Annotated in this window: 15 protein-coding genes; 12 read left to right on the top strand and 3 right to left on the bottom strand. The window is 60.3% G+C overall.

The genetic code is table 11. The features are described from left to right. The first annotated feature begins 36 nt into the window (after window positions 1–36). From nasR to ACOTXI_RS16235, 7 genes are all read left to right on the top strand, one after another. Entirely contained in the window at window positions 37–1,221 is a 1,185-nt protein-coding gene (nasR, locus tag ACOTXI_RS16265; RefSeq protein WP_058653338.1) for a nitrate regulatory protein NasR, read from the top strand. Between the two features lie 228 nt (window positions 1,222–1,449). Next, window positions 1,450–2,697 carry a CmpA/NrtA family ABC transporter substrate-binding protein gene (locus ACOTXI_RS16260; RefSeq protein ID WP_058653336.1) on the top strand — a complete coding sequence of 416 codons (1,248 nt, stop codon included), beginning with the start codon at window positions 1,450–1,452 and terminating at the stop codon, window positions 2,695–2,697. A 2-nt stretch (window positions 2,698–2,699) separates the two neighbouring features. Further along, window positions 2,700–3,578 (top strand): nitrate ABC transporter permease, encoded by an 879-nt coding sequence (ntrB, locus tag ACOTXI_RS16255; protein WP_058653335.1) that lies wholly within the window; start codon window positions 2,700–2,702, stop codon window positions 3,576–3,578. A gap of 9 nt (window positions 3,579–3,587) precedes the next feature. Further along, complete coding sequence (locus tag ACOTXI_RS16250; RefSeq protein ID WP_021240347.1) at window positions 3,588–4,376, top strand: ABC transporter ATP-binding protein; 789 nt, start codon at window positions 3,588–3,590, stop codon at window positions 4,374–4,376. Window positions 4,377–4,389: 13 nt separating this feature from the next. Continuing rightward, window positions 4,390–8,376, top strand: a complete 3,987-nt coding sequence (gene nirB, locus ACOTXI_RS16245) for a nitrite reductase large subunit NirB (RefSeq protein WP_072205788.1) — start codon at window positions 4,390–4,392, stop codon at window positions 8,374–8,376. Beyond that, window positions 8,373–10,898: a nitrate reductase gene (locus ACOTXI_RS16240; protein WP_058653333.1), complete on the top strand. Its 2,526-nt coding sequence runs from the start codon at window positions 8,373–8,375 to the stop codon at window positions 10,896–10,898. Before nirB ends, ACOTXI_RS16240 begins: the two co-directional genes overlap by 4 nt. 47 nt (window positions 10,899–10,945) lie before the next feature. Beyond that, the gene (locus tag ACOTXI_RS16235) at window positions 10,946–12,352 is read left to right on the top strand and encodes a YchO/YchP family invasin (RefSeq protein WP_058653331.1); all 1,407 of its coding nucleotides are present in this window, start codon (window positions 10,946–10,948) and stop codon (window positions 12,350–12,352) included. Window positions 12,353–12,355: 3 nt separating this feature from the next. Here ACOTXI_RS16235 and narL read toward each other — a convergent pair whose 3' ends face one another. Together narL and narX are read right to left on the bottom strand one after the other, a co-directional pair. Beyond that, the gene (narL, locus tag ACOTXI_RS16230; RefSeq protein ID WP_008499531.1) at window positions 12,356–13,006 is read right to left on the bottom strand and encodes a two-component system response regulator NarL; all 651 of its coding nucleotides are present in this window, start codon (window positions 13,004–13,006) and stop codon (window positions 12,356–12,358) included. Continuing rightward, the gene (narX, locus tag ACOTXI_RS16225) at window positions 12,999–14,795 is read right to left on the bottom strand and encodes a nitrate/nitrite two-component system sensor histidine kinase NarX (RefSeq protein WP_058653329.1); all 1,797 of its coding nucleotides are present in this window, start codon (window positions 14,793–14,795) and stop codon (window positions 12,999–13,001) included. The genes narL and narX overlap by 8 nt, the downstream gene beginning before the upstream one ends. 309 nt (window positions 14,796–15,104) lie before the next feature. Here narX and ACOTXI_RS16220 point away from each other — a divergent pair, with 309 nt between their 5' ends. From ACOTXI_RS16220 to narI, 5 genes are all read left to right on the top strand, one after another. Further along, window positions 15,105–16,502, top strand: coding sequence for a NarK family nitrate/nitrite MFS transporter (locus tag ACOTXI_RS16220; protein ID WP_032652255.1), 1,398 nt, complete (start codon window positions 15,105–15,107; stop codon window positions 16,500–16,502). A 379-nt stretch (window positions 16,503–16,881) separates the two neighbouring features. Further along, complete coding sequence (locus ACOTXI_RS16215; protein ID WP_008499534.1) at window positions 16,882–20,625, top strand: nitrate reductase subunit alpha; 3,744 nt, start codon at window positions 16,882–16,884, stop codon at window positions 20,623–20,625. Next, window positions 20,622–22,157, top strand: coding sequence for a nitrate reductase subunit beta (gene narH / locus ACOTXI_RS16210; RefSeq protein ID WP_021240341.1), 1,536 nt, complete (start codon window positions 20,622–20,624; stop codon window positions 22,155–22,157). The genes ACOTXI_RS16215 and narH overlap by 4 nt, the downstream gene beginning before the upstream one ends. Next, window positions 22,154–22,864, top strand: coding sequence for a nitrate reductase molybdenum cofactor assembly chaperone (narJ, locus tag ACOTXI_RS16205; RefSeq protein ID WP_008503001.1), 711 nt, complete (start codon window positions 22,154–22,156; stop codon window positions 22,862–22,864). The genes narH and narJ overlap by 4 nt, the downstream gene beginning before the upstream one ends. Then, on the top strand, window positions 22,864–23,541 hold the full coding sequence (gene narI, locus ACOTXI_RS16200; RefSeq protein ID WP_021240339.1) for a respiratory nitrate reductase subunit gamma: 678 nt from the start codon (window positions 22,864–22,866) through the stop codon (window positions 23,539–23,541). The genes narJ and narI overlap by 1 nt, the downstream gene beginning before the upstream one ends. On the opposite strand, the gene ACOTXI_RS16195 is transcribed toward narI, so the two are convergent. After that, window positions 23,538–24,434 (bottom strand): DMT family transporter, encoded by an 897-nt coding sequence (locus ACOTXI_RS16195; protein ID WP_008502999.1) that lies wholly within the window; start codon window positions 24,432–24,434, stop codon window positions 23,538–23,540. The genes narI and ACOTXI_RS16195 overlap by 4 nt on opposite strands. Between the last annotated feature and the right edge of the window lie 6 nt (window positions 24,435–24,440).

Here is a 24,440-nt window from a genome sequence, read left to right as displayed (position 1 = left end):
TAATTCTCCGGAGTTTCGCTGTCCGGGAGAGTAAGCATGACATTAATGGCAGGCATTTCGCCAGGCGCTGCCGAATGGCTCACGCGCGCAAAGATGATGCGCCAGGAGCAGTTCAGCAAGCTGGCACAGCTGGGCGTGCTTGTGCACGGCATTAGCCAACTGGTGCATATGTTACAGTGCGAGCGCGGGGCGTCCAACGTCTGGCTCTGCTCACAGGGCAAGCTGTACGCTCCCGAATGCAAAGCCAGCCGGGCGCTGGTGGATGAAAACCTCGCAGCCCTTTACGCCATTCTTGACACACAGTCGCCGATTCCGGGAAGTGCCGTCTGTGAACGCATCGGCGGCGCGCTCCTGAGCCTGGAGACGCTTCCCGCGCTGCGTGACGGTGTGATTCAGCAGACGGTAACGGCACCCCAGGCGATGGAACACTACTCCCGCATGCTTCGCCATCTGCTCAGTATCGTGCCGCAGCTTAATGACAGCATTGACGATCCGCAAATCGCAGGACGTTTTGTCGCGCTTTATAGCCTGATGCAGGGCAAGGAGCTGGCGGGACAGGAGCGGGCGCTGGGGGCGATTGGCTTCACGCAGGGTTTTTTCGATGATGTGACTCGTCAGAGGCTGGTTGACCGCATTGACGGGCAGCAGGCCTGCTTTGAGATCTTTCTCTCACACAGCTCCGCTGACGTTCAGACCACCTTTTCAATGCACTGTCAGCCCGATCGTGAAACGGAGCAGCTCCGGCGGGTGGCCTGTACCCGCCAGCCCGCCGCCGATAACGGCCTTACCGCGCTGGCCTGGTTTGCTCTGCAAACCGCGCGCCTTGAGCATCTGCGCACGCTGGAGGAGACGATCATCGCCGATCTGATGGTCGCGGTGGACGAATGCATTCACCGTGACGATGAGTACGCGCTCCCCGGCGATGAACAGGATGACCCGCCGATCCGCTATCCGGAAAAACCGTTGCTTACCCTGGTTCGCCAGCAGGCGCGCGAGATAGAGCAGCTCTCACGTCAGCTTGCGTCGCTGCGCGATACGCTTGAAGAGCGCAAAATCATTGATAAAGCGAAGAGCGTGCTGATGAACCACCAGAATATGAGTGAGGAACAGGCCTGGACGGCGCTGCGCAAAATGGCGATGGACAAAAACCAAAGGATGGTGGATATCGCCCGCGCGCTGCTCATGGTGAAGAATGTATGGCAGGTAACACCAAAGGAGTAGCTGCACGGTCAGTGGGCATTTTATGCCTGTTTGCGGTGCGTAAAGGCGAGGGAATAACGGTAAGCGCCGCAAGAAACGGTGTGTTAAAACCTGGCATTCACTTTGCATTATCAGATTAACCATTTTTGACGATGCGCCAACGGCGGTGCATCCGTCTTCGGGATAAAGGCGTCCACTGGTGCTTCGGCACCGTGGGCGCTTTTTTTTGGTTTTTTTTCAGGAGTGGTCATGGCGGATTTGTCGAGACGGCGTTTTTTGCAGGCCAGCATGCTGGCGAGTGGTGCAATGCTGTTGCCGGGTGTCATGCAGGCCGCATGGGCGGCAGGCTCGGATAAACCGGAGCAGGAAACAGTACGCATCGGGTTTATCCCGCTGACCGACTGTGCCCCGGTGGTTATCGCGGCGCTGAAAGGGTTTGATAAAAAATACGGTATTACCATCGTGCCCACCAAAGAGGCGAGCTGGGCGGCGGTACGCGACAAGCTGGTGGCGGGCGAACTCGATGCCGCTCACATTCTTTACGGCCTGCTGTACGGACTGGAGCTGGGCATCGCCGGCAAGCCACAGCAGATGGCTAACCTGATGACCCTCAACCAGAACGGCCAGGCGATTACGCTCTCCAGCGATCTGGCAGAGAAGGGCGTTCATGACCTTGACGGGCTGAAAAAGCGGATTGGGCAGCAGGCGCCTGGCACCTATACCTTCGCGCACACCTTCCCGACCGGGACGCACGCCATGTGGCTCTACTACTGGCTGGCCAGCGCGGGCATTCACCCCTTTGACGACGTGCGCACGGTGGTGGTGCCGCCGCCGCAGATGGTGATGAACATGCGCATTGGCAACATGGTCGGCTTTTGCGTCGGCGAGCCGTGGAACGCGCGTGCCATCAACGACCGCATCGGTTTTACCGCCGCCACGTCGCAGTCTGTCTGGGCCGACCATCCGGAAAAAATCCTCGGGACGCGTCGCGACTGGGTGGAGAGAAACCCGCACACCGCCCGGGCGCTGGTGAGCGCAGTGCTGGAGGCGGCGCGCTGGATTGAGGCCTCTCCGGAAAACAAACGCGAAACCGCGCAGATCCTCTCCCGCCGGGCGTGGCTCAACTGCAAAGAGCAGTATCTCACCGGACGCATGCTCGGCGAGTACGACAACGGCCTGGGCCAGCGCTGGCAGGACGCGCACCCGATCCGCTTCTTCAACGAGGGGGCCGTCAGCTACCCGTATCACTCCGACGGCATGTGGTTCTTAACCCAGTTCCGCCGCTGGGGCTTGCTCAAAGCCGCCCCGGACTATGCGGGCATCGCACAACGCATTAACCAGACGGCGGTCTGGCAGGATGCCGCCACGGCGGTGGGGGGCATTACCACACCGACTTCACCACTACGCAGCAGCACCTTGATGGACGGCACCGTCTGGAACGGTACCGACCCGGAAGGATACGCCAGCCGTTTCGCCATTCACCGTAAAGGGGCCTGATTATGCAGCATCTGCAAAAGACAAAATCACACGAGACGCCGGAGAGTGGAGAGGTGATTGTCCTGCCTCCGGTGCAGGTTCGCCGCCGTACGCCGACGTTTGCGCGTCGGATTAACGCGATCCTTCAGCGCATCATTCCGCCTTTTCTGGGGCTGGGACTGCTGGTGGTGCTCTGGCAGCTGGCGGCGATTAACAGCAAAGGTTTCCCGACGCCGCTCAGCACGCTCGATTCCGCTATTACCCTGTTTGCCGATCCGTTTTATCGCGACGGGCCAAACGACATGGGCATCGGCTGGAACGTGCTCGCCTCATTACAGCGCGTGGCGGTGGGCTTTGGCCTGGCCGCGTTCGCCGGGATCCCGCTCGGTTTCCTGATTGGCCGCTTCACCTTTTTTTCGCGCATGTTCGGTCCGCTGATCGCGCTGTTACGCCCGGTTAGCCCGCTGGCCTGGCTGCCCATCGGCCTGCTGCTGTTCCAGAAAGCGGAGCCCGCGTCGAGCTGGACCATTTTTATCTGCTCCATCTGGCCGATGGTGATCAACACCGCCGAAGGCGTGCGCCGCATTCCGCAGGACTACCTCAACGTGGCCCGGGTGCTGCAGCTTTCCGAGTGGACCATCATGCGCCGCATTCTCTTCCCGGCGGTGCTGCCCGCGGTGCTGACCGGGGTGCGCCTCTCCATCGGCATCGCCTGGCTGGTGATTGTCGCCGCCGAGATGCTGACCGGCGGTTTAGGGATCGGTTTCTGGATCTGGAACGAGTGGAACAACCTCAACGTCGAAAACATTCTCATCGCCATCGTCATCATTGGCGTGGTCGGGCTGCTGCTGGAGCAGGGGCTGATGCTGATCGCCCGTCGCTTTAGCTGGCAGGAAAAATAAGGAGCGAACATGAAACCATTAATCCAGGTCCAGGCCGTGAGCCAGCGTTTTTCCACCGCCAGCGGCGAATTTCTGGCGCTGCAGAACGTCTCCTTTGATATCCATGAGGGCGAAACCGTCAGCCTGATTGGGCACTCCGGCTGCGGTAAATCGACGCTGCTTAACCTTATCGCTGGGATCACGCTGCCGACGGAAGGCGGGCTGATTTGCGACAACCGCGAAATTGCCGGGCCGGGTCCGGAGCGCGCGGTGGTATTCCAAAACCATTCGCTGCTGCCGTGGCTCACCTGCTTCGACAACGTGGCCCTGGCGGTAGATCACGTGTTTCGCCACAGCATGAGCAAGGCGGAGCGCCGGGAGTGGATTGAGCACAACCTCGACCGCGTGCAGATGGGGCACGCCCTGCACAAGCGCCCGGGGGAGATCTCCGGCGGCATGAAGCAGCGCGTCGGGATAGCCCGCGCGCTGGCGATGAAGCCGAAAGTCCTGCTGATGGATGAACCCTTCGGCGCGCTGGATGCGCTGACGCGCGCCCATCTGCAGGACTCGGTGATGCAGATCCAGCAGGCGCTGAACACCACCATCGTGCTGATTACCCACGACGTGGACGAGGCGGTGCTGCTCTCCGATCGCGTGCTGATGATGACCAACGGCCCGGCGGCGACCGTCGGGGAGATCCTGCACGTTGACCTGCCGCGCCCGCGTAACCGGGTGCAGCTGGCCGACGACAGCCGCTATCACCACATGCGCCAGCAGATCCTGCATTTCCTCTATGAAAAGCAGCCGAAAGCGGCGTAGCGAGGGGGCTTTGATGCGACTGGTCATTATCGGAAATGGCATGGCGGCCACGCGGCTGATTGCCTCGCTCACCGGGCGTGCTGCCGATCGTTTCACTATTACCGTCATCGGTGACGAGCCGGAGCATGCCTATAACCGCATCCAGCTTTCGCCGGTGCTGGGCGGTGAAAAAACGGCGGCGGGGATCTGTCTTCAGAATGACGACTGGTACCAGGAACGGGGCGTGACGGTGCTGCGGGGCGAAAAGGCGCTCGCCGTGAATGTGGACACGCGGGAAGTGCAAACCACCGCCCGCACGCTGGGCTGGGATGCGCTGGTATTTTCCACCGGATCAACGCCCTTTGTTCCGCCAATTCCCGGCTGCGATGCGCCGCATGTCTTCACGTTCCGTACCCTGGAGGATATCCGGGCCATTCGGGCGATCGCCGGTCCGGCGGTAGTGCTGGGCGGCGGCGTGCTCGGGGTTGAGACGGCGGCAGCGCTGGCGCGCTCAGGGGACAACGTCACCCTTGTTCATCGCGGTCCGTGGCTGATGGAGCAGCAGCTGGATGAGAAGGCGGGCGTGCTGGTGGAAGAGGCGCTGGCGGCGCGGGGCGTGCGCTGTGAGCTCGCCTCTGGCATCGCGGCGATTGACGGGAATAGCGTGACGCTGCTGAACGGACGCAGCGTCACCGCCGCGCGGGTGGTGCTGGCGACGGGCGTGCAGCCTAACGTCGTGCTGGCGCAGGCCAGCGGCATTCGCTGCGCGCGCGGCATCGTGGTGGATCACCAGATGCAAACCTCCGTGCCGGACGTCTACGCCATTGGCGAGTGCTGTGAAATTGACGGCCAGACGTTTGGCCTGGTCGCCCCCTGTCTGGCGCAGGCGGATATCCTCGCCGCCCGGCTGGCCGGAGACGTCACCGCGCCGTTTGTTCTGACCGACAACGGCATGCGCCTCAAGGTGACCGGCGTGGAGCTGTTCAGCCTCGGTCGCGCGGCAGAGCAGGAGGGCGATGTGGTCTGGAGCGCATGGGATCCGCTGACCCGTCACTATCGTCGTTTACTGATCCATCAGGGGGCGCTGGCTGGCGTGCTGCTGATGGGGGACTGCCGCAGCGCGGCAACATTTACCGATTTACTGGCAACGGCTGCGCCCGCGCACGCGGACTGGCTGTTCGATCGTTTCACTACGCAACCGCAGGTTGCAGGACAGAACGCTATGACAAAACCTACTCTGGTGGTGGTTGGGCACGGTATGGTCGGCCATCATTTTCTCGAAGACTGCGTTAACCGCAATTTGCATCAGCAGTATCAGATCGTTGTCTTTGGCGAGGAGCGCTATGCCGCCTATGACCGCGTGCATCTGTCGGAATATTTTGGCGGCCGCAGCGCGGCGTCGCTTTCGCTGGTGGAGGGGGATTTCTTTGCCGACAACGGCATTGAGCTGCGCCTGTCGCAGCAGATTGTCGCTATCGATCGCGACGCGCGCGTGGTGCGTAGCGCCAGCGGGCACGAAACCCACTGGGACAAGCTGGTGCTGGCGACCGGCTCATACCCGTTCGTGCCGCCCGTGCCGGGAAACGATCTGCCGGGCTGTTTTGTCTACCGCACCCTTGACGACCTGGACAAGATTGCGGCGCACGCGGCGGGCTCACGCCGCGGTGTCGTGATTGGCGGCGGGCTGCTGGGGCTGGAGGCGGCGAATGCCCTGAAGCAGCTCGGGCTGGAAACTCACGTGGTGGAGTTTGCGCCCAATCTGATGGCGGTCCAGCTCGACAACGACGGCGCGGCGATGCTGCGCAAGAAAATCGAGGCGCTGGGCGTCGGTGTGCATACCAGTAAAGCAACGACGGAGATCGCCGCCGCGGACGGCGGGCTGGTGCTGCGCTTTGCCGATGGTGAACAGCTTGAAACAGACATGGTGGTCTTTTCTGCCGGCATTCGTCCGCAGGACGCGCTGGCGCGCAGCAGCGGGCTGGCTATCGGCGAACGCGGCGGGATCGGCATTGGCGACGGTTGCCAGACCTCCGATCCGGACGTGCTGGCCATTGGTGAATGCGCCCTGTGGGAAGGGAAAATCTTCGGGCTGGTTGCGCCCGGCTACCAGATGGCGCGGGTGGCCGCCGCCGCGCTGGCGGGAGAGGAGAAAACCTTCGCCGGCGCGGATATGAGCACCAAACTCAAGCTGCTGGGCGTGGACGTGGCCTCGTTCGGCGATGCTCACGGCCGCACGCCGGGGGCGCTGAGCTACCAGTGGACGCACGGCCCGCAGCAAATCTACAAGAAAATCGTGGTCAGCCACGACGGCAAAACGCTGCTCGGCGGCGTGCTGGTGGGTGATGCCAGCGAATACGCCACGCTGGTACAGATGATGCTCAACGGGATAGCCCTGCCAAAAGAGCCGGAAACGCTGATATTACCCGCGTCGTCAGGCAGTGCGCCAAAAGCGCTCGGCGTGGCAGCGCTGCCGGAAAGCGCACAAATCTGTTCGTGTCATAACGTCAGCAAAGGCGATATCTGTCAGGCGGTAAGTGCGGGCGCAACGGATATCGGCGCAATTAAGCAGTGCACCAAAGCGGCGACCGGCTGCGGAGGATGTAGCGCACTGGTGAAGCAGGTGATGGAGTTCCAGCTGGCGGCGCAGGGCGTGGAGGTGAAAAAGGACATCTGCGAACACTTCGCGTACTCGCGTCAGGAGATTTACCACCTCGTGTGCGTCAACCATATCCGCACCTTTGACCAGCTCATTAGCCGCTACGGTCAGGGACACGGGTGCGAAATTTGTAAGCCACTGGTGGGGTCAGTGCTCGCCTCCTGCTGGAACGAGTATCTGCTGAAACCGGCACACCTGCCGCTGCAGGACACCAACGACCGCTACTTCGCCAATATCCAGAAGGACGGTACCTACTCCATCGTGCCGCGCATGCCTGCGGGGGAAGTGACCGCCGACGGGCTGATCGCCATCGGCCAGATTGCGAAACGCTACAGCCTGTACAGCAAAATCACCGGCGGCCAGCGTATCGACCTGTTTGGCGCCACGCTCGAACAGCTGCCGGAGATCTGGCAGGCGCTGGTGGAAGCCGGATTTGAAACCGGGCACGCCTACGGCAAATCCCTGCGCACGGTGAAATCCTGCGTCGGGTCGACCTGGTGTCGCTACGGCGTGCAGGACTCCACCGGCCTCGCGGTCAGGCTCGAGCACCGTTACAAAGGCCTGCGCGCGCCGCATAAAATCAAAATGGCCGTCTCAGGGTGTACCCGCGAATGCGCCGAGGCGCAGAGTAAAGACGTGGGGGTGATTGCCACCGATAAGGGGTGGAACCTCTACCTGTGCGGCAACGGCGGCATGAAGCCGCGCCATGCGGATCTCTTCGCCAGCGATCTCGATGATGACACGCTGATCCGCACCGTCGACCGTTTCCTGATGTTCTACATCCGCACGGCGGATCGCCTGCAGCGCACCAGCACCTGGATGGACAACCTGGAAGGCGGTCTCGACTACCTGCGGGAGGTGATCCTCAACGACAGCCTGGGCATCGCCCACGGGCTGGAGCAGGAGATGGCCCGGGTGGTGGAAACCTACCAGTGCGAATGGCAAACCACGCTTAACGATCCGAACCGTCTGGCGCTGTTCCGCACGATGGTGAACGACACCGCAGCGGATCAAGGTAAACGCTGGCAGGAAATCTGCGGCATCGACGATATCCCCGAGCAGGCGGGCATTGGCGCGCGGCTCGGGCGTAAGCCGATCGCGCTGTTCCGTTTTGGCAAAACCGTTTACGCCCTCGACGATCGGGAGCCTGGCAGCAGCGCGAACGTGCTTTCCCGCGGCATTCTTGGCGATGCGGCGGGGGAGCCGGTGGTGATTTCCCCGCTCTACAAGCAGCGTATCCGCCTGCGCGACGGCTGTCAGGTGGAGAACGGCGAACCCGCGGTGCGCGCCTGGCCGGTCAAAATTGAGAACGGCAAGGTGTGGGTCGGTAATGATGCCCTGGTAATGCGTGCGGAGGCCTCATGACGGAAACCCGGACAACGTGCCCCTACTGCGGGGTCGGCTGCGGCGTGGTCGCCCGCGTGGACGGTGAAACGGTCAGCGTTCGGGGGGATGAAACCCATCCTGCGAACTTTGGCCGCTTGTGCGTGAAAGGATCGGCCCTGGGGGAAACAATGGGCTTACAGGGGCGATTGCTGCGCCCCGTTGTTGACGGTGCTGAGGTGAACTGGGCGCAGGCGCTGGGAGCCGCAGGCGAGCGCCTCCAGGACATTATCGACAAATGGGGGCCGCAGGCGGTGGCGTTTTATGCGTCTGGGCAATTGCTTACCGAGGATTATTACGCCGCCAATAAGCTGATGAAAGGGTTTATCGGCGCGGCGAACATTGATACCAACTCCCGGCTCTGCATGTCATCGGCGGTCGTTGGCTACAAGCGCGCCTTTGGTGAAGATGTCGTGCCGTGCAGCTACGAGGATGTGGAAAACAGCGATCTGGTGGTGCTGGTGGGCTCAAACGCGGCCTGGACGCATCCGGTGCTGTATCAGCGCCTGGTACAGGCAAAGCACAACAATCCGGAGATGAAAGTGGTGGTCATCGATCCGCGCAGAACCGCCTCCTGTGATATTGCTGACCTGCATCTGGCGCTCACTCCCGGCAGCGACGCCGGGCTGTTCGTCGGTCTGCTTAATATCATTCAGGGAACGGACGCGTGGCCGATATCCCGCGTGGCGGCGTTTTGCGGCCTCTCGCCGCAGGATATCGGTACGTTTTACGACTGGTTTGTGACGGCGCCCCGGGCCATCACGCTCTACACCATGGGAATCAACCAGTCCTCCAGCGGCAGCGACAAATGCAGCGCCATCATTAACGTGCACCTTGCCAGCGGAAAATTTAACCGTCCGGGCTGCGGCCCGTTTTCGCTGACCGGACAGCCAAACGCGATGGGCGGAAGAGAGGTGGGCGGGCTGGCAAATCAGCTGGCGGCGCACATGAACTTTGAGCCGGACGATCTCTCGCGGGTGGCGCGTTTCTGGGGAACGGAACGGCTTGCGCAGACGCCGGGCTTGATGGCGGTGGAGCTGTTTGACGCCATTGTCCGCGGCGAGGTGAAGGCAGTGTGGATCATGGGCACCAATCCTGCCGTCTCGCTGCCGGACAGCCACGCGGTGTGTCAGGCGCTGGGGCGCTGCCCGCTGGTCATTGTCTCTGAGGTGATGAATGATACCGACACCAGCCGGTTTGCCCATATTCGCTTTCCGGCGCTGGCCTGGGGAGAGAAGGACGGCACGGTAACCAATTCCGAGCGACGCATTTCGCGCCAGCGCGCGTTTCTGCCCGCGCCCGGTGAGGCAAAGCCGGACTGGTGGATCGTCGCGCAGGTGGCGAAACGGCTGGGGCACGGCGACGCCTTTGCCTGGCTGCATCCTCACGAGATTTTTTGCGAGCATGCGGCGCTGACGGCCTTTGAAAATGACGGCGCGCGGGCGTTAAACCTTCATGACCTGGCTACGCTTACCCGTGAGGAGTGGGAGCGGCTTGAGCCCTGGCAGTGGCCTGGGGGGGATTTTCCGCGCCGTAACATTGTTCCCGTTAACCCTCTGTCGCACGGTGCGACGGTCAGCGCGTTGTACCCGCTGATTCTCAACTCGGGGCGCATCCGCGATCAGTGGCATACCATGACGCGAACAGGATATGTGGCCAGACTGATGCAGCATATCGCCGAACCCTTTGTTGAGGTTTGCCCCGCAGACGCCGTTCGGTTTTCCCTGTGCGACGGCCAGCTGGCGCGCATCAGTTCGCCGCGCGGCGTCATGGTAGCAAGAGTGCGCATCAGCGACGCCCAGCGTGAAGGGAACGCTTTTGCCCCGATGCACTGGAACGCTGCGTTTGCCCGCCAGGGAAAGGTGAATGCGCTGGTGGAAGGGCGCTGCGATCCGGTTTCGGGCCAGCCTGAGAGTAAACAAACCGCCGTCAGAATCCAGCCCTGGCAGCCCGTCTGGCAGGGAGAACTCTATGCCCGCGAAGGGCTGGAAATGCCCTCTTCGGTTTACTGGTGGCGTAAAGCTTTACGCCTGACGGTGGCGTGCGATAAACCGCTGCTGTCGTGGGTAATGGAACACGCCAGCGGCCGGGGCTGGCAGCTGCAGGTTGCGCAGACCGGTGAACGCAGCAGCGTGCTGGCCTGGCATGAAGGCCAGCTTATGCTGGGTTTCTGGGAAGGTACCGCGTTACCGGCGCTGGCGCATACGGTGATTGAAGCCGCTTTTCATTCACCCCCCGTGCTGCCCGCAGAACGCCACGCCCTGTTGAACGGGCAGAGCGTCGGGAGGGGGACGGATCCGGGACGCATTATCTGCAGCTGTTTCAGCGTCGGGGAAGAGGCGATACGGGAGGCGATTGCCGGAGGGTGTGATTCCGTCACCGCGCTGGGGGCGAAGCTGCGCTGTGGTACGAACTGTGGTTCCTGCGTGCCGGAGCTGAAAGGGCTGTTTCAGGATAATCCTGAAATGTCCGCCAGAACTGTATTTCAGGGCTTATCGCGTTAACATAATAAGAGTTTATTCATAAACACAGGTTCTTATTGACGACGTTGATGGTTGTATCGTCCCGCATTCGTTTGCTGTTTTTACTCCCCCTTCTTACGGCCGGAGCCGTTCACGGTGCGCCGAATTCCTTTATGCATCAGGCGCAGCACCCCTTTGATAATAATGGGGATAGTCTGCCCGATCTCGGCCTGGCGGCGCCAACGGGCGAAGGGGAGAAACACCTCGCCGAAATGGCGAAAGCCTTCGGTGAAGCCAGCATGACCGACAACGGGCTGACGACCGGCGAGCAGGCGCGTCAGTTTGCCTTTGGTCAGGTGCGCGACGCGGTAAGCGGGGAAGTGAACCAGCAGATTGAGTCCTGGCTGTCGCCCTGGGGAAACGCCAGCGTGAACGTGCTGGTGGATAATGACGGCAAATTTAACGGCAGCAGCGGGAGCTGGTTTATTCCGTGGAATGATACTAACCGTTACCTCAGCTGGAGCCAGCTTGGCCTGACGCAGCAGACGGATGGCCTGGTCAGTAACGCCGGAATCGGTCAGCGCTGGGTCGCGGGGAAATGGCTGCTGGGCTACAACACCTTTTACGATAATCTTCTCGATGAAAACCTGCAGCGTGCCGGGCTGGGCGCGGAAGCGTGGGGGGAAAATCTGCGCCTCTCAGCGAACTACTATCAGCCCTTTGCCGGATGGCGCGCGCGATCTGACGTTCAGGAGCAGCGCATGGCGAGCGGATATGACGTGACCGCTAAAGCCTGGCTGCCGTGGTTCCATCACCTGAACACCAGCGTCAGCGTTGAGCAGTACTTTGGCGATAACGTCGACCTGTTCAACAGCGGCACCGGGTACCACAACCCGGTTGCGGTCAATCTGGGGCTTAACTATACCCCCGTTCCGCTGGTGACGTTGACCGCCGGGCACAAGCAGGGCGAAAGCGGTGAGAGCCAGAATAACCTCGGACTGAAGCTCAACTATCGCTTTGGCGTGCCGCTGGCAAAGCAGCTTTCCGCCGATGAGGTTGCCGCGACGCGATCCCTGCGCGGCAGCCGCTACGATTCACCGGAGCGCACTAGCCTGCCGGTGATGGAATTCCGCCAGCGTAAAACGCTGTCCGTCTGGCTGGCCACGCCGCCGTGGGATCTGAAAGGGGGCGAGACCGTTATGCTGAAGCTGCAGGTTCGCAGCACGCACGGCATCCGTCAGATCCACTGGCAGGGGGATACGCAGGCATTGAGCCTGACGTCGCCGGCCAAAAGTAACAGCGCAGACGGCTGGAGCGTAATTATACCTGCCTGGAATGAACAGGAAGGTGCGACAAACCGCTGGCACCTCTCGGCAGTGGTAGAAGATGAGAAAGGCCAGCGCGTCTCGTCCAATGAGATCACGCTTGCTGTGGTGCAGCCGCTGGTCGCATTGCCTGATGACGACCCGCGCTGGAAGCTGCTGCCGGAGGAGTAATCCTTAGAAAATGCGTTCCTGATGCACCCACACGGCGGCTTCAACGCGAGATTTTAACTTCATTTTCTTCAGCATATGCTTCACGTGCACTTTGACCGTGCTTTCGGTGATGTCCAGGCGGCGAGCGATCATTTTGTTCGGCAGGCCCTGGGCAATGAGCTTGAGAATGTCGCGCTCGCGCGGCGTGAGCTGGCTGACGTCACGGTCAGAGGTGGCGCGGTTAGCGCGCAGGCTGGCGGCCAGCACCGGCGTTAAGGCTTCGCTCAATACCATCTCGCCCGCCGCCGCCTGCTGCAGCGCCTTAAGCAGATCTTCCGGCTCCATGTCTTTCAGCAGATAGCCATCCGCCCCGCGTTTCAGCGCCGTGACCACATCCTCTTCATGGTTCGACACGCTAAAGACGACGATGCGTCCGGAAAGCGATTTTTCCCGCAGCTTGTCGAGGGTCTCCAGTCCGTTCATGCCCGGCATATTCAGATCGAGCAGGATCAGATCGGGATCGAGGGATTCGGCAAGCTCAATGCCCTGTTCGCCGTTGCTGGCTTCGCCCACCACGGTGATATCGGGCGCCATGCTGACCAGCTGTTTCACGCCAGTACGCAGCATCGGATGGTCGTCGATCAACAGGATGGATGCCGGTTCCTGATTAGTCATGGGTATCTCCTTGAGCAGTTGTAAGCGGTTTCTCGGGAATAAAGGTGACGACAACTTCCGTGCCGCCCGTCTCTCTCCGGCGAACCTGGCAATCACCGCGCAGGCTTTGGGCGCGGTCTCGCATAATGATTAAACCATAGTGGTTAGTGCGTTCGGCATTTTCCGGCACGCCGCGGCCGTTATCGTGAACCGTCAGTTTCACCTGATTGTCGTGCTGGCTGACGGTGACCGTGACCGCCGTTGCTTCAGCGTGTTTAAGCACGTTGCTCAGCGCTTCGCGGGCGATCTGCAGTAAATGTATGGCCTGATGGGAGGGGACAAAGCGCGGCGGCAGCTGGTAATCCAGCTTCACCGGGAACCCCAGCCGGGCGCTAAATTCGTGACAGCTGGATTCCAGCGCCGGGCGCAGGCCCGGCTCGGTCAGCTGCAGACGGAAGGTGGTCAGCAGCTCGCGCAGCTGCACCCAGGAGGTGTTCAGCTCGTTGCGGATCTGGCTGAGCAGCTGCTTGCTGCTGTCGGGCATCTCCGCATCCTGCATCTGCAGGCAGCTCACCTGCATTTTCATACAGGAAAGCGACTGGGCGATAGAGTCGTGCAGCTCGCGGGCGATGGTCGCGCGCTCTTCCATGACGATCAGCTGCTGCTGTTTTTCCTGATGCCTGTCGAGCGCCAGCGTGGCCGTCAGCTGTTCAACCAGCGTATCCACCAGCTGCTGCTGGTCGTGGCTCAGGTGGCGTCCGGTTGGCAGGGTGGCCAGCAGAATGCCGTACTGAGTGTGGCTGTCCGTAAGGCGCCACTTCAGGGTCGTGCCGCCGGAGGTCAGCGGCGGCAGGCCGCGAGGGCAAAGATGGCAGCCTTTGTCATCGCAGGACATATCGGACTGACAGGTAAATTCCTGGTGGTTCTCTTCGTCTTCCACATCGTAGACCCGCAGCTCCAGATCGCGCAGCAGGGTCAGCGTTTGCAGGCCATTCAGCACCGGTGAGAGACGTTCACATAGCGGCACCTGCATGTGCAAGCGACGGTTGGCCTGCCAGAGGAAAGAGAGGATCTCGTTTTTCTGCTCCAGCCCGGCCGTTTTTTCCTGTACGCGCTGCTCCAGCACCGCGTAGCTCTCGGAGAGCTCGGCCGACATGGTATTGAGTGCCTGGCCGAGCATGGCCATCTCGTTGCGCCCGCTAATGTGCGTGCGCTGGGTAAAATCGCGTGCGGTGACCGCGCGGGCCATCGCCAGCAGCTGTTTCCAGGGATTCAGCAGACGCGCGCGGAGCCAGACGATGGTGAAGATCAGCAGCAGCCCCATAAACAGCGCCATGGCCCGGTGCACCATCACCACCCGGTCGATGCGTAATTCGGTCGTCTGGTCGAACGCTGAGACCAGCGCGTCAATGCGGGAGACAAACCCCGCCACGTCCTGGGCAACGGCTTCTGTACTGCGCGCCTGTTTCAGGCCCGGCTGCAGCTGGGTGTGCCAGTACCCCTGAAGGGCTTTCAACTGGGATTGCTGACCGGCACGGATGGCGGCATTTTCCAGCTCGGGGCTGAACGCCGTGCGCTCCATTTCATCGATTAAAGGCCGATCGTCCTGCGTCAGCGGAACCGCCGCCAGCAGACGGTAACTCTGCATGCGTAGCGAGCCTGCCTCGTTGATGGCATGCGCATTACCCTGTACCCCTTGTACCAGCCAGCCGGAGATCGCCATGCCGGTCACGCCGATGGCGGTGGACAGCAAAACAATCAGGGCGAGCTGATTCACGAGCGTTAGCGGAGATAAGCATCTTTTTAACATAGAGTGGGCGTGCTCCTGACGTGGCCTGCTTGCAGGAATGGCGCTATTCTGGTGCATACCCTGGAGTATACCCATACCAATAAAGGATTACCCCTAAATTGCCAACGGAGTAGGGGGAAAGAGGTGGGCGCTGCAGGGAACCGTCAGTGCCGTGAAAAACCACGTCTTTTTTACCGAATTAGCCTACTCACTAAGGATGAGGCCTTATTTTACACCGCAAATCCTCCCACTTTTCCTTTGATTTATATCAACTTACCGCCGCCCTAAAACCCTAATGTTTGCAGCATCATTCGAGAATCAGAGGTGTCTATGAGTCACTCATCCGCTCCCGAAAGGGAAAATGGTGCCGTTATTACTGACTGGCGTCCAGAGGATCCGGCGTTCTGGCAACAGCGCGGCCATCGTGTAGCAAGCCGGAATCTGTGGATTTCCGTGCCGTGCTTGTTGTTAGCGTTTTGCGTCTGGATGTTGTTTAGCGCGGTGGCGGTAAACCTGCCCAAAGTCGGGTTTACGTTTACAACCGATCAGCTGTTTATGCTGACCGCACTGCCGTCGCTGTCAGGCGCGCTGCTGCGCGTCCCTTACGCGTTTATGGTGCCGGTCTTCGGCGGCCGTCGCTGGACGGCGTTCAGTACGGGCATCATGATCGTCCCTTGCGTGTGGCTCGGCTTCGCGGTGCAGGATACCTCCACGCCGTTCAGCGTGTTCGTGATTATCTCCCTGCTGTGCGGCTTTGCCGGGGCGAACTTCGCCTCCAGCATGGCGAACATCAGCTTCTTCTTCCCGAAAGCGAAGCAGGGCGGCGCGCTGGGGATTAACGGCGGTCTGGGCAATATGGGCGTGAGCGTGATGCAGCTGATCGCTCCCCTGGCGATCTCGGTCTCCATTTTTGCAGCCTTTGGCGGCGGTGGCGTTGAGCAGGCGGATGGTTCTTCCCTCTATCTGCAAAACGCAGCCTGGATCTGGGTGCCGTTCCTCGTGGTCTTCACCCTTGCAGCCTGGTTCTTTATGAATGACCTGTCCGCGTCGAAGGCGTCGCTGAGCGAACAGCTGCCGGTGCTGAAGCGTGGACACCTCTGGGTGATGGCGCTGCTGTATCTGGCGACCTTCGGTTCGTTTATCGGCTTCTCGGCGGGCTTCGCGATGCTGTCGAAAACGCAGTTCCCGGACGTGCAGATCCTGCAATTCGCCTTCTTCGGTCCTTTCATTGGCGCACTGGCGCGTTCGCTGGGGGGCATGATCTCCGACCGTCTGGGCGGGACCCGCGTGACGCTGGTTAACTTCGTCGTGATGGCAGTCTTCTGTGCGCTGCTGTTCCTGACGCTGCCTGCTGACGGACAGGGCGGGAGCTTCATCGCCTTCTTCGGCGTGTTTATGGTGCTGTTCCTGACGGCCGGGCTGGGGAGTGCGTCTACCTTCCAGATGATCTCCGTGATCTTCCGCAAGCTGACGATGGACCGCGTGAAGGCGCAGGGCGGAAGCGAAGAGCAGGCGATGCGTGAAGCGGCAACGGATACGGCTGCAGCCCTGGGCTTTATCTCTGCGATTGGCGCAATTGGTGGCTTCTTTATTCCGAAAGCGTTCGGCATCTCACTGGATCTGACCGGCTCTCCGGCGGGTGCAATGAAGGTCTTCCTCATCTTCTATATCGCCTGCGTTGTGATTACGTGGCTGGTATATGGCCGTAATACCAAAAAAAATAAGTAAGTGTGATTATCCGTTTACGCGGCCTTCGGGCCGCGTTTTTTTGGGGTCAAAATAGTTACAACATACTGAAAGCTCTTCTCAGGAAATCCGCAGGCAACACTGTGATCGCCATCGCTTTCCAGGGCGCTCTACCCCTTAATACCTGAGATGTTAAATTTTGCCTGGTCTTTTGTAGGATGAAATTAAAATAACCTTATATTTCATATAGATATGAAATTTATAAAGATACCGCTTTGGTGGTATTCGGTGTAATCCCTCGCCTGAAAGTCCCTCGTCGTCTTGATCGTTATCAATTCTCCCTCTCTTTCAGGGCGTTACCTTCGCTGCAAATCAGCAATGTCGATTTAGAGAGCCACAGGCTCCATACAGGAGATACCCGATGAGCAAGTTTTTGGACCGGTTTCGCTACTTCAAGCAGAAGGGCGAAACGTTTGCCGATGGGCACGGCCAGGTTCTGGATACCAACCGGGACTGGGAAGACGGTTACCGCCAGCGCTGGCAGCATGACAAAGTCGTCCGTTCTACCCACGGCGTAAACTGCACTGGCTCATGTAGCTGGAAGATTTTCGTTAAAAACGGTCTGGTGACGTGGGAAATGCAGCAGACCGACTACCCGCGCACCCGTCCGGATATGCCGAACCATGAACCGCGCGGCTGCCCGCGCGGCGCCAGCTACTCCTGGTATCTCTACAGCGCCAACCGTCTCAAATATCCGCTGATGCGTAAACGCCTGATGAAAATGTGGCGTGAAGCGAAAGTGCAGCACAGCGATCCGGTTGATGCGTGGGCATCCATCATCGAGGACGCCGACAAAGCGAAAAGCTTCAAGCAGGCGCGCGGTCGCGGTGGTTTCGTTCGCTCTTCCTGGAAAGAGGTGAACGAGCTGATTGCCGCCTCCAACGTCTACACCGTGAAAACCTACGGTCCTGACCGCGTGGCAGGCTTCTCGCCAATCCCGGCGATGTCGATGGTCTCTTACGCTTCCGGCGCGCGCTATCTCTCCTTAATCGGCGGTACCTGCCTGAGCTTCTACGACTGGTACTGCGACCTGCCGCCAGCGTCTCCACAGACCTGGGGCGAACAGACCGACGTACCGGAGTCCGCCGACTGGTACAACTCCAGCTACATCATCGCCTGGGGCTCAAACGTGCCGCAGACCCGTACGCCGGACGCGCACTTCTTTACCGAAGTCCGTTACAAAGGCACCAAAACCGTTGCGGTGACCCCGGACTACGCGGAAATCGCCAAGCTGTGTGACCTGTGGCTAGCACCGAAACAGGGGACCGATGCCGCGATGGCGATGGCGATGGGCCACGTCATGCTGCGCGAGTTCCATCTGGATAAACCAAGCCAGTACTTCACCGACTACGTCCGTCGCTACACCGACATGCCGATGCTGGTGATGCTCGAAGAGCGTGACGGCTACTACGCCGCAGGCCGTACGCTGCGCGCCGCCGATCTGGTGGACGCGCTGGGCCAGGAAAATAACCCAGAGTGGAAAACCGTCGCCTATAACAGCAACGGCGAGCTGGTGGCGCCAAACGGCTCTATCGGCTTCCGCTGGGGCGAGAAGGGCAAGTGGAACCTTGAGCAGCGTAACGGCACGACCGGTGAAGAGACGGAACTGCGTCTGAGCATGCTGGGTAGCCAGGACGAGATTGCGGATGTGGGCTTCCCGTACTTTGGCGGCGAAGGTTCCGAGCACTTCAACAAGGTTGAGCTGAAAAACGTGCTGATGCACAAGCTGCCGGTGAAACGCCTGCAGCTGGCCGACGGGACTACCGCGCTGGTCACCACCGTCTATGACCTGACCATGGCGAACTACGGCCTGGAACGCGGTCTGGGTGATGAAAACTGCGCCACCGGCTATGACGACGTGAAGGCTTATACCCCGGCATGGGCGGAGCAGATCACCGGCGTTCCACGCGCGCAGATCGTGCGTATCGCCCGCGAGTTTGCGGAAAACGCCGACCAGACCCACGGTCGCTCCATGATCATCGTCGGTGCGGGTCTTAACCACTGGTATCACCTCGATATGAACTACCGTGGTCTGATCAACATGCTGATCTTCTGCGGCTGCGTCGGCCAGAGCGGCGGCGGCTGGGCGCACTACGTGGGTCAGGAAAAACTGCGTCCGCAGACCGGCTGGCAGCCGCTGGCGTTTGCCCTTGACTGGCAGCGTCCGGCACGCCACATGAACAGCACCTCCTACTTCTATAACCACTCCAGCCAGTGGCGCTACGAGACGGTCACCGCGCAGGAGCTGCTGTCGCCGATGGCGGATAAATCCCGCTACAGCGGCCATCTGATTGACTTCAACGTGCGCGCTGAACGCATGGGCTGGCTGCCGTCTGCGCCGCAGCTGGGCACTAACCCGCTGCGCATTGCACAAGAGGCGAAGAAAGCGGGCATGTCGCCGGTGGATTACACCGTCAAATCCCTGAAGGAAGGCTCCATCCGCTTCGCGGCAGAACAGCCTGAGAACGGCAAAAACCATCCGCGCAACCTGTTCATCTGGCGCTCCAACCTGCTGGGCTCGTCCGGTAAAGGTCACGAGTACATGCTGAAATACCTGCTGGGTACCGAAAACGGCATCCAGGGGAAAGATCTCGGCAAGCAGGGCGGCGTGAAGCCGGAAGAGGTGGAGTGGAAAGACAACGGTCTGGACGGCAAGCTGGATCTGGTGGTGACGCTGGACTTCCGTCTGTCCAGCACCTGCCTGTACTCCGATATCGTGCTGCCAACCGCCACCTGGTACGAAAAAGACGACATGAATACCTCGGATATGCATCCGTTTATTCATCCGCTGTCTGCGGCCGTTGACCCGGCGTGGGAATCAAAAAGCGACTGGGAAATCTACAAAGACATCGCGAAGACATTCTCCGAAGTCTGCGTGGGGCACCTCGGCAAAGAGACTGACGTGGTAACGCTGCCTATCCAGCACGACTCTGCCGCCGAACTGGCGCAGCCGCTGGACGTGAAGGACTGGAAAAAAGGCGAATGCGACCTGATCCCGGGCGTGACCGCACCGCACATCATTCCGGTTGAGCGTGACTACCCGGCAACGTACGAGCGCTTTACCTCTATCGGCCCGCTGATGGAGAAAATCGGTAACGGCGGGAAAGGGATCGCCTGGAACACCCAGAGCGAAATGGACCTGCTGCGCAAGCTCAACTACACCAAAGCGGACGGCCCGGCGAAAGGCCAGCCCATGCTGAACACGGCGATTGATGCGGCAGAGATGATCCTGACCCTGGCCCCGGAAACCAACGGCCACGTCGCGGTGAAGGCCTGGGCGGCGCTGAGCGCGTTCACCGGTCGCGACCATACGCATCTGGCGACGAATAAAGAGGAAGAGAAAATCCGCTTCCGCGATATTCAGGCCCAGCCGCGCAAGATTATCTCCAGCCCGACCTGGTCAGGTCTGGAAGACGAGCATGTGTCCTATAACGCGGGCTACACCAACGTTCACGAGCTGATCCCATGGCGCACCCTGTCCGGCCGCCAGTCGCTGTATCAGGATCACCAGTGGATGCGCGACTTCGGTGAAAGCCTGCTGGTGTACCGTCCGCCTATCGACACCCGCTCCGTGAAAGCGGTGATGGGCGCGAAATCGAACGGTAACCCGGAGAAGGCGCTGAACTTCCTGACGCCGCACCAGAAGTGGGGGATCCACTCCACCTACAGCGACAACCTGCTGATGCTGACCCTGTCGCGCGGCGGTCCGATTGTCTGGATGAGCGAAACGGATGCCAAAGATCTGGGTATTGAAGATAACGACTGGATCGAAGTGTTCAACAGCAACGGTGCCCTGACGGCGCGTGCGGTGGTGAGCCAGCGCGTACCGGCCGGGATGACCATGATGTACCACGCGCAGGAACGTATCGTGAACCTGCCGGGGTCAGAGATCACCGAACAGCGCGGCGGGATCCACAACTCCGTGACCCGCATTACGCCGAAGCCGACCCACATGATCGGTGGCTATGCGCAGCTGGCCTACGGCTTTAACTACTACGGCACCGTAGGATCGAACCGCGATGAGTTCGTGGTGGTACGTAAGATGAAGAATATTAACTGGTTAGACGGCGAAGGTAATGACCAGGTACAGGAGAGCGTAAAATGAAAATTCGTTCACAAGTCGGCATGGTGCTGAATCTGGATAAATGCATCGGCTGCCATACCTGCTCGGTCACCTGTAAAAACGTCTGGACCAGCCGCGAAGGTATGGAATACGCCTGGTTCAACAACGTGGAAAGCAAGCCGGGCACCGGCTTCCCGACCGACTGGGAAAACCAGGAGAAGTGGAAGGGCGGCTGGATCCGCAAAATCAACGGCAAGCTGCAGCCGCGCATGGGTAACCGCGCTTGGCTTCTGGGAAAAATCTTTGCTAACCCGCACCTGCCGGGCATCGAGGATTACTACGAGCCGTTTGACTACGACTACCAGAATCTGCACAACGCGCCGGAAGGTAAACACCAGCCGATCGCCCGTCCCCGCTCGCTGATCACCGGTCAGCGCATGGACAAAATTACCAGCGGTCCAAACTGGGAGGAGATTCTGGGCGGCGAGTTCGAAAAACGCGCCAAAGACCAGAACTTCGAGAACATGCAGAAGGCGATGTACGGCCAGTTCGAAAACACCTTCATGATGTATCTGCCGCGCCTGTGCGAGCACTGCCTTAACCCGGCGTGCGTGGCGACCTGCCCGAGCGGCGCCATCTACAAGCGTGAAGAAGACGGCATCGTGCTGATCGACCAGGACAAGTGCCGCGGCTGGCGCATGTGCATCACCGGCTGCCCGTACAAAAAGATCTACTTCAACTGGAAGAGCGGCAAGTCCGAGAAGTGCATCTTCTGCTACCCGCGTATCGAAGCCGGTATGCCGACCGTCTGCTCCGAGAGTTGCGTAGGCCGTATTCGCTACCTCGGCGTGCTGCTGTACGACGCGGACGCGATTGAAAACGCCGCGAGCACCGAGAACGAGAAGGATCTGTATCAGCGTCAGCTGGATGTCTTCCTCGACCCGAACGATCCGAAAGTGATTGAGCAGGCGCTGAAGGACGGCATTCCGCAGAGCGTGATTGACGCCGCGCAGCAGTCTCCGGTGTACAAAATGGCGATGGACTGGAAGCTGGCCCTGCCGCTGCATCCGGAATACCGCACGCTGCCGATGGTCTGGTACGTGCCGCCGCTGTCGCCGATTCAGTCTGCCGCTGACGCGGGTGAGCTGGGCAGCAACGGCATTCTGCCGGACGTGGAGAGCCTGCGTATTCCGGTTCAGTACCTGGCCAACCTGCTGACCGCAGGGGATACCCAGCCCGTACTGCTGGCGCTGAAGCGTATGCTGGCGATGCGCCACTTCAAGCGTGCCGAAACCGTGGACGGCGTAACCGACACCCGCGCGCTGGAAGAGGTCGGTCTGACCGAAGCGCAGGCGCAGGAAATGTACCGCTATCTGGCGATTGCCAACTACGAAGACCGTTTCGTGGTGCCGAGCAGCCACCGTGAGCTGGCCCGCGAGGCCTTCCCGGAGAAAAACGGCTGTGGCTTTACCTTTGGCGACGGCTGCCACGGGTCAGACAGCAAATTCAACCTGTTCAACAGCCGCCGCATCGACGCCATGGATGTGACCAGTAAAACGGAGCCGCACTCATGATTGAACTCGTCATTGTTTCGCGTCTGCTCGAGTACCCGGATGCTGCGCTGGCGCAGCACCAGCAGGAACTTTTTGATGCGCTTGCGGCATCTGAAAACCTGGATAAAGAAGATGCCCAGAAGCTGGGCGTTTTCCTCCGCGATCTGCTGGCGCGCGATCTTCTTGATGCGCAGGCGGACTACAGCCAGCTGTTTGACCGGGGGCGTGCGACCTCGCTGCTGCTGTTCGAACACGTTCACGGTGAATCCCGCGACCGCGGTCAGGCGATGGTCGACCTGATGGCACAGTACGAGCAGCACGGTCTGCAGCTCGACAGCCGCGAGCTGCCGGATCACCTGCCGCTCTATCTGGAATATCTGGCGCAGCTGCCAAAAGAAGAGGCGCTGGGCGGTCTGCAGGACATCGCGCCGATCCTGGCGCTGCTCGGCGCGCGTCTTCAGCAGCGTGAGAGCCGCTACGCGGTGCTGTTCGATCTGCTGGTGAAGCTCGCCAACGCCTCTGTCGACAGTGAAAAAGTGGCGGAGAAAATCGCCGATGAGGCCCGTGACGATACGCCACAGGCGCTGGATGCGGTCTGGGAAGAAGAGCAGGTCAAATTCTTTGCTGACCAGAACTGCGGCGAGTCTGAAATCGCTGCTCACCAGCGCCGTTTTGCCGGCGCGGTTGCCCCGCAATATTTGAATATCTCTAACGGAGGACGGCACTAATGCACTTCCTGAATATGTTCTTCTTTGACATTTACCCGTATATCGCGGGCACCGTGTTCCTGGTGGGAAGCTGGCTGCGTTACGATTATGGCCAGTACACCTGGCGTGCCGCCTCCAGCCAGATGCTGGACCGCAAGGGGATGCACGTGGCGTCTAACCTGTTCCACATCGGGATTCTGGGCATTTTTGCCGGTCACTTCCTCGGGATGCTGACGCCGCACTGGATGTATGAAGCGTGGCTGCCGATTGAGGTGAAGCAGAAGATGGCGATGATCGCGGGCGGTGCCTGCGGCGTGATGACCCTTGTTGGCGGCCTGCTGCTGCTCAAGCGTCGTCTGTTCAGCCCGCGCGTGCGTGCGACCACAACCGCAGCGGATATCCTGATCCTCTCCCTGCTGATGGTACAGTGCGCGCTGGGTCTGCTGACCATTCCGTTCTCGGCGCAGCATATGGACGGAAGCGAAATGATGAAGCTGGTCGGCTGGGCGCAGTCCGTGGTGACCTTCCACGGCGGAGCATCTGAGCACCTGGACGGCGTGGCGTTTATCTTCCGCGTTCACCTGGTGCTGGGGATGACGCTGTTTGTGCTGTTTCCTTTCTCACGCCTGGTCCACATCTGGAGCGCGCCGGTGGAGTACCTGACGCGCAAATACCAGATTGTACGCGCCCGTCGCTAATTCGCCGTTTTGATACTAACCCCGCGCTCGCGGGGTTTTTTTTCGCCCCAGCCCAGGTTGTTGCCCGCGGCAGCAAACAGGATCAGCGCGCCGCCCGCCAGCTGCGTCAGGTTAAGCGCGTGTCCGAACACCAGATTATCGACAACAATTGCCACCACCGGATAGATAAACGACAGGGAGCCGGTGATGGGCGTAGGCAGCTTCTGAATTGCGCTGTAGAGCAGCTGGTACATAATGCCGGTATGGACAATGCCGAGCGTCAGCAGCATCGGCCAGGGGAAATCACCGGAAAATGACGGCAGGCTGGCAAACGGCAAAAGCATCACGACGCCGGTCAGCACCTGGATAAAGGCAATATGCTGCGGTGCGATTGTTTTCAGTTTGCGCGCAATGATTGCCGTCAGCGCGTAGAAGAAGGCCGCGGCCATGGCCAAACCTATTCCGGTGAGCCATTCGCTGCCATGCGCGCCGGTCAGCTCGCTGGAGAGCAGGATCACCACGCCGCCAAAGGCGAGGAATAGCCAGCCCCATTTCACCAGGCTGACGCGTTCGCCCAGAAACATCCCCATCAAGACCAGCATAAAAGGCTGGGTGTTATAGACCACGGTTGAAAGACCAATTGAGATACGCTCATAGGCCGCGAAGAGCAGCACCCAGTTCACCACGAGCGCCACGCCGCCAAGAATAGCCAGCAGCAGCGTGGTGCGGGTGAGGGGGCTGAAGGGCTTTTGACTTGCCCGGATAAAAATAAAAAGCGCCATAGCCCCGATAAGACAGCGCCAGAACACCACTTCCGTCACCGGCAGACCGGAGAGCAAAACAAACGCGCCGATAGAGCCGGAAATTAACATCGCCAGGCTCATTTGCCACACGCCTTTATGGAAATCACGCATCATCCA

The sequence above is a fragment of the Enterobacter cloacae complex sp. BZL2005 genome (assembly GCF_049238885.1).
Lineage (GTDB): Bacteria > Pseudomonadota > Gammaproteobacteria > Enterobacterales > Enterobacteriaceae > Enterobacter > Enterobacter roggenkampii.
The sequence above is the reverse complement of the archived record's forward strand: the minus strand, read 5'-3'. Positions and strand labels throughout refer to the sequence as shown.

Bases quoted from the DNA above. Each gene is read 5' to 3' on its own strand.
- narI (WP_021240339.1), top strand. From the start codon at position 22,864: ATGCACTTCCTGAATATGTTCTTCTTTGACATTTACCCGTATATCGCG.
- nirB (WP_072205788.1), top strand. From the start codon at position 4,390: ATGCGACTGGTCATTATCGGAAATGGCATGGCGGCCACGCGGCTGATT.
- ACOTXI_RS16220 (WP_032652255.1), top strand. From the start codon at position 15,105: ATGAGTCACTCATCCGCTCCCGAAAGGGAAAATGGTGCCGTTATTACT.
- ACOTXI_RS16195 (WP_008502999.1), bottom strand. From the start codon at position 24,434: ATGCGTGATTTCCATAAAGGCGTGTGGCAAATGAGCCTGGCGATGTTA.
- narH (WP_021240341.1), top strand. From the start codon at position 20,622: ATGAAAATTCGTTCACAAGTCGGCATGGTGCTGAATCTGGATAAATGC.
- ntrB (WP_058653335.1), top strand. From the start codon at position 2,700: ATGCAGCATCTGCAAAAGACAAAATCACACGAGACGCCGGAGAGTGGA.
- ACOTXI_RS16260 (WP_058653336.1), top strand. From the start codon at position 1,450: ATGGCGGATTTGTCGAGACGGCGTTTTTTGCAGGCCAGCATGCTGGCG.
- nasR (WP_058653338.1), top strand. From the start codon at position 37: ATGACATTAATGGCAGGCATTTCGCCAGGCGCTGCCGAATGGCTCACG.
- ACOTXI_RS16250 (WP_021240347.1), top strand. From the start codon at position 3,588: ATGAAACCATTAATCCAGGTCCAGGCCGTGAGCCAGCGTTTTTCCACC.
- narX (WP_058653329.1), bottom strand. From the start codon at position 14,795: ATGTTAAAAAGATGCTTATCTCCGCTAACGCTCGTGAATCAGCTCGCC.
- ACOTXI_RS16215 (WP_008499534.1), top strand. From the start codon at position 16,882: ATGAGCAAGTTTTTGGACCGGTTTCGCTACTTCAAGCAGAAGGGCGAA.
- ACOTXI_RS16235 (WP_058653331.1), top strand. From the start codon at position 10,946: ATGGTTGTATCGTCCCGCATTCGTTTGCTGTTTTTACTCCCCCTTCTT.
- ACOTXI_RS16240 (WP_058653333.1), top strand. From the start codon at position 8,373: ATGACGGAAACCCGGACAACGTGCCCCTACTGCGGGGTCGGCTGCGGC.
- narJ (WP_008503001.1), top strand. From the start codon at position 22,154: ATGATTGAACTCGTCATTGTTTCGCGTCTGCTCGAGTACCCGGATGCT.
- narL (WP_008499531.1), bottom strand. From the start codon at position 13,006: ATGACTAATCAGGAACCGGCATCCATCCTGTTGATCGACGACCATCCG.